Genomic DNA, 7,862 nt, shown 5'->3' with positions numbered 1-7,862 from the left:
TATTAATATTGAGCGGTTATTAAAGCTGGCAGGGCAAAGTAATAATATTGATGTGATAGAAATGCTCGCCAAATATTATAAAACCTACCAAGACATGAACGAGTTCTTAGTTGAACCACCGAAAGGTTTACAGGTTATTCAAATTGCTCCAGAAAAAGCATTACATAGCCGTGCATTATTAAGCAGTAATGATGATTTGGAAATGGATTATCGCGAAGGGAAAATAATAGGACGTAAGTTCGTACATTGTTTCTCTCAAATATTGAATGAGAGAAGCAGTTTAATGCAGCATTTACGGGAAGAGTAACTGTCGTTATTCATTAGAATAAAAAGAAGCCTTGGTATTCCTCTTTAATTGAAGAGAGAATGACCAAGGCTTTGTTATATCCAAGCTTTGATAAGTGACTTGGATATATCGATATTAGCTATTTAAGAAGTTCGCCATATCGCTTTGCATTGTTTTGGTGGTGGCATTCGATGCTGTCGCATCTAGCAGCGAAGTATGTGTACCATTCTGATACTCTTTCCATGCTTTGTCTCCACCTTGCTTTGATAAACCTAGTTGTTTGATCAGTGGTTCTGTACCTGTAAATGGTGAATACGGTAGCTGAGCTGCCATAGTGATATTTGGAATAGTTGAATCACCTTTTACCATTTGTACAAACACTGGTAATGACTGCGGGATACCATGAGCCATATTGATTGGATCGACCGGATCCATGACTGTTTGAGCGGCATAAGCAAACTTAATGAAATTTTGCGTCCATTGGGCTTTAAGTTCAGGATGCTGCTTTTCATAGCCTTCAATGTTATCGACGTAACATTTACTTAAATCTTTATGCTGACTGTCTTGTGCTTCATAACAGGTTTGAAGTATTTGTAGGAACTTACCTGTTTCAATGACATACGGTGTAATTTCCGTCGGGCTAGCAATGGTTCCTTGTAATACACCAGCTTTAATCAGGCCGCCAAAACTATCTGAGTTCATCAGTAGGTAAGGAATTTCAGCCCCTGGATTTGCCAATGATAATTTGTTAATAGCAAAGTATTGCTGATCAAAAGCAGGGTTCATGGTTGGGCGATTAGCAATATTACCAACGTTTGTACCCACGATTGCACCTAGTGAGTGGCCTGCAAAGCTGACGCCATTATTAGGATTAAGCATGTCTAATGGTGATACATCTTTAGGATTAGTACCATCATTTTGTTTTTGCTTAATGCCAGCAAATAACTTACCAATAGAGGCACGTAGGTTTATCACATCAATGGTGCTTTGACGTAAGTTATCACGGGCAACCGTTAGGTTTTCTAAGTTTAAGTACATCGATGGATCAGTTGAGGCATTTTCGTATTGAGTATTGCCGTTTGCGTCTGTGATATGAATACCACGATCTTCACCATGTAGCGGTTGGTTAATCGCAAATATCGCACGACATTGATCACCGATAAGGCTTTCAGCTAAAGAGTGTAAATCTTTACTATGCGCTGTTAATACACTTTTATCTGCTGTAACGCCATGTTGGAAAATAGTCACATTGTTCGCACCAAGGCTTTGACACTTTGGATTGTTAGGTAATACCAAGGTGTAATTGATGGTTTGAACGGACTTTAATTCAGGTACAGCACTGTAACGGGTGATAATGCGCTCAGGATCGAGTTGCTTACCATTTGCTAAGGTGATCTTTTTACCCATTAGCTTAGTCAGTACTTCAATTTGTATTTGTGGGTTGGTTGCGACCTCCGCCATATCTTCTGGTGTTACACCAAAATCAGACAATTGACCTAAAACGGCAGATTTATCAGCATCACTGCCATGAGTTAATACATACTTAATTTTTGCAAGGCTAGGCATACCACTTTGCCAAGGGGTATTCATAAACTTGTTAGCACGAATATCTAAGTAATAAGGTAGCGAAAGTGTACCTTGATAAATGCTGATTTTACTGGCTTTGTTTGGGACGGTGGTGTCTGCGATTTTCGTTGGCTCAGAAAAGGTAAATAGTTTATCTAATTGTTCATCTGTAACGTTGCTTGCAATAGCAGAGCCTTGCCATACGTTTTTCGCCCCCAGCTGCATCGCTTCTTCAGTTGCCATTTTGGCAGCGAATAACACATCACCTGATGATAGGGTGGTAAACCACGTTGAGAAGATAATATTGTCACGATTGACACCGGCTTGCTCAAATTCAGCTTCTGTCGCATGGGTGATCTTCTGCGCTGGCACTAATGCAGCAGCCGGTGGCGTACTATCAGCTTTTAATAAAGCGTATGAGTTGCTCATACCTACCGCTTCGCCATTCATATCTTTTAGATCATCAGTAACAGCGAACATGTAGTTACTTGATGGATCCAGTGGCTTAAGCAGCATAACGATCAAGCTATTGCCTGAAACTGTCACCTTAAAATCACCGTTTTGCTGGGATAACAGTGTTGGCTGCGTGGTGTCGTCAGGATTAGTTGGATCGCCTGATTTGATTAAGTAAAAGCTATTTGCAGCTGTAGTAGGATCAAGTGCCTTACCAGTGAAGTTAATCGTAATCGGTTGGGTTGTGCTCCAACCATCAGTTTGACCCATTGCGATTTCAGGTGTTGTCGCACCTTCACGGGTTGCTAGTGTGCCATCTTGTACATCCATGCCTAGGTAGCTAGGGAACACAATCTTCTTGTTTGCAGAAAGTAGATCGAAATCTACTTTAGTTTCTGCTTTTAAGCTGTTGGCAATATCAGGATCAACCGTAGGCTTTATTGTTGTTTGGCTACCGCCACCACAGCCGATAACGCTTAATGCAGATGCAATCACTAAGGCAATTGAATTAAATTTCATGCTATATATTCCAAATAATGAATAACTGACAACGCATTAAAAGCGGTAGTTGATCTGTGCTGCAGCAAGGTAAGCTTTACCACGAGAAGTAAAGGTACTGCCATCTTCTACGAAGGTTGCTTTCTTACTATGAATGTATGAAAGACCCATATCGACCGAAAGATCTGGGTTGAAGTGGTAGGTAGCACCTGCTGAGTACCAGTAGCGATCAGTATCAGGAATACTTAATGTCGCTTGACCTGCATTTTGGTCAAGGGCGAAACCGTAACGTAATGTCCACTCATCGTTCATGGTGTAAGTCGTGCCTACAGCCCAACGATACGTATCTTTATAGTGCTCTTTTTTCAGCAAACAGGTGCCAGCTTGACCATTAAAGCCCGGTTTACATTGCGAGCTGGTGGCACGAATTTCTTTGAACTTGCTGTATTGCGTCCATTGCAGGCTGTAGCTGATAGCCCATTGTGAATCTAATTGGTGGAAACCAGAAAATTCTGCAATAGCGGGTAATGGCAACGAAAGGTTAGCAGAAACAGTGTTATGTGGTTTACCTGTAATTGGACCTAGGTAGTCAGTAAATTTACCATCGAAATCAAGATCTACTTGCGAGCGGTAACTTAAACCAAAACGGTTATTCTGATCTAATTCGTATAACGCACCAATATTCCAACCCCAGCCCAAACTCGTACCTTTTAGGTTAATGGCATCATCACTTGGTGAGCTATTGGGTACCGCTAATGAAAGTGCACCTAGGCGACGGTCAAATTCAGCATTGGCGTAAACAAGGCTTACACCAGCGCCTAAACTTAAATGTTGGTTTACACGGTAAGCAATGTTTGGATTAAAGTTGATAGTTTCAAGAGAGGTTTTACCAGCCAATGAACCCGCATTAAAGTCGTTCGGGTATTTAGTCGTTACACCGTAATTACTGAAAAGTCCAAGACCAACGGCTACTTTGTCGTTTAGCGGTTGAACATAGTAACTAGCAGGTACAAAACTAACAGGGGCGATATTAGTCGCACCTTGACCAAAGCTGTGATCGTAAATATCAATCGAGGGTTTGATAACACTGATAACACCAGAGACTTCGGCTTTTTTGAAATGTGTCATTGCCGCAGGGTTTCTTGCAATCACAGCAGCAGTATCAGCAACGGCAGCATCACCAGCATAAGCACGACCTAGACCTGCAGCTGTATGTTCTGAAACTTGGTAGCCAGCGGCATAGGCTTGGCTTGATAGGGCAGTACCAATTACGCACGCTATATAACGTTTTTTAATGGACATTGACTGTCTCTCTTTTTATTCGCTTCTTGCTCTGCCATTGGTGTGATAAATGGCGGCATTATTTTTAGAGAGAGAAGTATATGTATACCCAATAGGAATACTAAGTAAAATTAGAGAAATGTCACAGAAATGAGGTCTGTTTGGTTGTATATCAGCCGTAGGGTATATTTATTATACAAATAAAATTAGCCAAGAATTAAAGTATTTGCTCTAATAATCAGCAAATAAAAGAATGTATGGTTAATTAACCAGCAATATAAGTGGGAGAAATAAGGTATAACGAGATATGGCTGAAACGAAGAAAAGTAAAAAAACGCGATAGGAGTTGCCTCATATCGCGTTTTCTTTAACTATCTTGTACTAATTCTTGATGATTAAGCTAGTACAGTTTGTAGCCAAGGCCAGCCTTGCTTCTTACGGCTTAGCGTGTTTTCCATCATTAGAACGCCGTCTTTTGCGTGCGTGTCTAGGATGTCATTCCACTCACCTTTGTAAAGTAGGCGAGTAGTGCTTGTTGTGATGTCAGTTAGCATTAGCGCAGCCATTGCCAGGTTTTCTTCGTCACAACGACGCTGTAGATCTGCTTCTAGTGCTTCGATCATGTCTTCAACTTGCTCAAGAGTTGCAAGTTCGATTTGACCAACAACAACGTCACGGTTGTTGAAAGGGTAGCCTTTAAGATCTTTTTCAACTAGCTCAGCTGCAGATAGACCTTCGATGTCAGTCTTAGCGATTAGCAGTGCTTTGATGAATGCGTCTAGATCTTGAACGTCAGCAATTTGAGCAAGCTCAGCCACTGCGTCTTTATCTTTTTGCGTACATGTTGGTGATGCGAAGCCTACAGTATCAGATAGGATTGCAGACATCATAAGAAGCGCTAGTTCACGAGTGATTTCGTGACCTTCGATCTTGAACATGTTGAATAGTACAGTACAAGTACAACCTACAGGCCAGATCCAAGCTTCTAGTGGGTTGATTGTCATCACGTCACCTAGACGGTGGTGGTCAACAATACCTACAACTTCAGCTTCTGCTAGATCATCAGGTGCTTGAGCAAGATCAGAGTAGTCAACTAACCATACTTTCTCGCCTGCAACGCTTGTACGTAGCTCAGGTGCAGTAACACCAGCCACTTCTAGGATGTGCTGAGTTTCACGGTTTAGTTCGCCTTGACGAATTGCCGTTGCTTCAAGACCGCGAGCCTTAAGAAGAGCTGTACAAACTAGTGCAGAACAAATGCTATCACTATCTGGATTTTTGTGACCTACTACTTGGATCATGATGTTTCCTTAACTCGATCATGCAGTACAAGACTGAATGATGTAATACGACATTACTTAATTACAACCGATTATACCTATAAGCCTGCATTTTTATAGGTATAAGTGTTATCAAGTTTCATTTGTACCGAGGATTTTAGAGATTTTTTATCTATATTCAACAAATAAAGAATTAGCAGATAAAAATAAAGGCGAGGTTGATTAAAACCCCGCCTTTAGTCGTTATTTGAAGATAAAGTTTTTAATTGTCTGCTTACGCTTTTTGCGCTTGCTCAATTGCTACTGCAACAGCGACTGTTGCACCAACCATTGGATTGTTACCCATACCGATCAGACCCATCATTTCAACGTGTGCCGGTACAGATGAAGAACCTGCGAACTGAGCGTCAGAGTGCATACGACCCATAGTATCAGTTAGACCGTAAGAAGCAGGACCTGCCGCTACGTTATCTGGGTGTAGTGTACGACCAGTACCGCCGCCTGATGCTACTGAGAAGTAGTCAAGACCCGCTTCTAGGCGTTCTTTTTTGTATGTACCAGCAACTGGGTGTTGGAAACGAGTAGGGTTGGTAGAGTTACCTGTAATAGAAATATCTACGTTTTCGCGGTGCATGATTGCTACACCTTCACGTACATCGTCAGCACCGTAACAGTTGATTTCGCCACGTGTACCTTGAGAGAAACGACGCTCGTTAACCACTTCTAGTTCACCTGTTGTGTAGTTGAACTGAGTTTGTACGTAGTTAAAGCCGTTGATACGTGCAATTAGGTAAGCCGCATCTTTACCAAGACCGTTAAGAATAACGCGTAGTGGGTTAGTACGAACTTTGTTTGCGTTTAGTGCGATTTTGATTGCACCTTCAGCTGCTGCGTAAGATTCGTGACCTGCTAGGAACGCAAAACATTGTGTTTCGTTACTTAGTAGACGCGCACCTAGACGACCGTGACCAAGACCTACTTTACGTTGGTCAGCAACTGATCCAGGGATACAGAATGCCTGAAGACCTTCACCTAGGAATTCAGCGGCTTCAGCTGCTGTTTTTGCGCCTTCTTTAAGTGCAATTGCAGCACCTAGCACGTAAGCCCATGATGCGTTTTCGAATGCGATAGGTTGCGTTTCTTTCACGATATCGTAAGCACGAACACCATTGTCTTCGATGTATTGACGTGCTTCTTCTAACGATGCGAAACCGTATTTTTCTAGAACTGGAGTGATTTGGTTGATACGACGATCAAAGCTTTCAAATAATGCAGCCATGATAAAATCCTCAATAAATTTAGCAAATTAGGTGTAATTAGATATATGGATAACAGCTAGGCTGATTATTCGTGACGAGGATCGATAGTACGAACCGCTTCGTCGAAACGACCATATTGACCAGTTGCTTGTTCCATTGCGTCAGCCGCTGGAACACCTTTACCGATAGATTCCATCATCTTACCGATGTTAACGAAGCGGTAACCGATGATTTCGTCGTTGTCATCTAGTGCAATCTTAGTAACGTAACCTTCAGCCATCTCCATGTAACGAGGGCCTTTTTCGCGTGTACCGTAATGTGTACCTACTTGGCTACGTAGACCTTTACCTAGATCTTCAAGACCAGCACCAATTGGTAGACCGTCTAAAGAGAATGCAGTTTGTGTACGACCGTAAACGTATTGAAGGAAGATTTCACGCATTGCAACGTTGATAGCATCACACACTAAGTCAGTGTTTAGTGCTTCAAGGATTGTTTTACCTGTGATGATCTCTGAAGCCATTGCCGCAGAGTGAGTCATACCAGAACAACCGATAGTTTCGATTAGTGCTTCTTCGATGATACCGTTTTTAACGTTTAGCGTTAGTTTTGCCGCACCTTGTTGTGGCGCACAAGCACCTACACCGTGGCTAACACCAGAAATTGCAATAACGTCTTTTGGATTGATCCAACGACCTTCAACAGGAATTGGTGCAGACTCGTGACGAGGACCACGAGAGATAGGACACATATTTTGTACTTCAGTTGAGTATTGCATTGCTCTGCCTCACTTGACACCGCGTTGCTAATAAAACTCAAAGTAGGGGAGTATTATTTTGCGCAGCCGTGTTGAATTGATAATTCTTTATCGAGCAGAAAATAGAAGAGGACAAATATGAAATAACAACGCGACGAATGCATAAATTAGTACAATTCTAACTTGAACTGTAAAATATCCATTTAAACAAATACACGGTCCTCGACTATTTAAAGCCGAATGTTGTTAGACGTCATTATCCTTTTATTTGAAAAGGCGGTTAAAGGAGGAACATCATCTCCCGCCATAAATAATTCTCTATGGCAAACGGTTAGTGATAAATATATCTACTTCGTTGATATTTTTAATATACGCCTTTTTTTATTATGTGCTTCATTTAAATAAAAAAAGAAAGATTCCAAAACTGGAATCTTTGAATGAGAAGATATCTTATTTGCAATTACAATTAATCACTTGCAAGC

The 7,862-nt window shown here is 41.5% G+C and carries 6 protein-coding genes and 1 riboswitch; of the genes, 1 reads left to right on the top strand and 5 read right to left on the bottom strand.

All coding sequences use genetic code 11. From position 1 onward, the window contains the following. Positions 1-307, top strand: a 307-nt coding sequence (locus E5A76_RS08485) for a DUF6363 domain-containing protein (protein WP_222932514.1), incomplete at its 5' end; no start/stop codon positions are given. 114 nt (positions 308-421) lie between these two features. On the opposite strand, the gene E5A76_RS08480 is transcribed toward E5A76_RS08485, so the two are convergent. From E5A76_RS08480 to E5A76_RS08460, 5 genes are all read right to left on the bottom strand, one after another. Next, a complete protein-coding gene (locus E5A76_RS08480) occupies positions 422-2,824 on the bottom strand; it encodes a VolA/Pla-1 family phospholipase (protein ID WP_161118647.1) in 2,403 nt (800 codons plus the stop codon). Between the two features lie 36 nt (positions 2,825-2,860). Then, the gene (locus tag E5A76_RS08475) at positions 2,861-4,105 is read right to left on the bottom strand and encodes an outer membrane protein transport protein (protein WP_161118646.1); all 1,245 of its coding nucleotides are present in this window, start codon (positions 4,103-4,105) and stop codon (positions 2,861-2,863) included. 374 nt (positions 4,106-4,479) lie between these two features. Further along, positions 4,480-5,385 (bottom strand): manganese-dependent inorganic pyrophosphatase, encoded by a 906-nt coding sequence (locus E5A76_RS08470; RefSeq protein ID WP_053989607.1) that lies wholly within the window; start codon positions 5,383-5,385, stop codon positions 4,480-4,482. Positions 5,386-5,638: 253 nt separating this feature from the next. Beyond that, complete coding sequence (locus E5A76_RS08465) at positions 5,639-6,643, bottom strand: GGGtGRT protein (RefSeq protein ID WP_053989608.1); 1,005 nt, start codon at positions 6,641-6,643, stop codon at positions 5,639-5,641. 65 nt (positions 6,644-6,708) lie between these two features. Then, positions 6,709-7,401, bottom strand: coding sequence for an iron-sulfur cluster assembly scaffold protein (locus E5A76_RS08460; RefSeq protein WP_008987207.1), 693 nt, complete (start codon positions 7,399-7,401; stop codon positions 6,709-6,711). A gap of 219 nt (positions 7,402-7,620) precedes the next feature. Then, a riboswitch (Fluoride riboswitch) is annotated at positions 7,621-7,691 on the bottom strand. Positions 7,692-7,862: the final 171 nt, after the last annotated feature.

The organism is Photobacterium lucens (assembly GCF_009873615.1).
Lineage (GTDB): Bacteria > Pseudomonadota > Gammaproteobacteria > Enterobacterales > Vibrionaceae > Photobacterium > Photobacterium lucens.
Note: the sequence above shows the minus strand (reverse complement) of the source record. Positions and strands in the feature narration are given on the sequence as shown.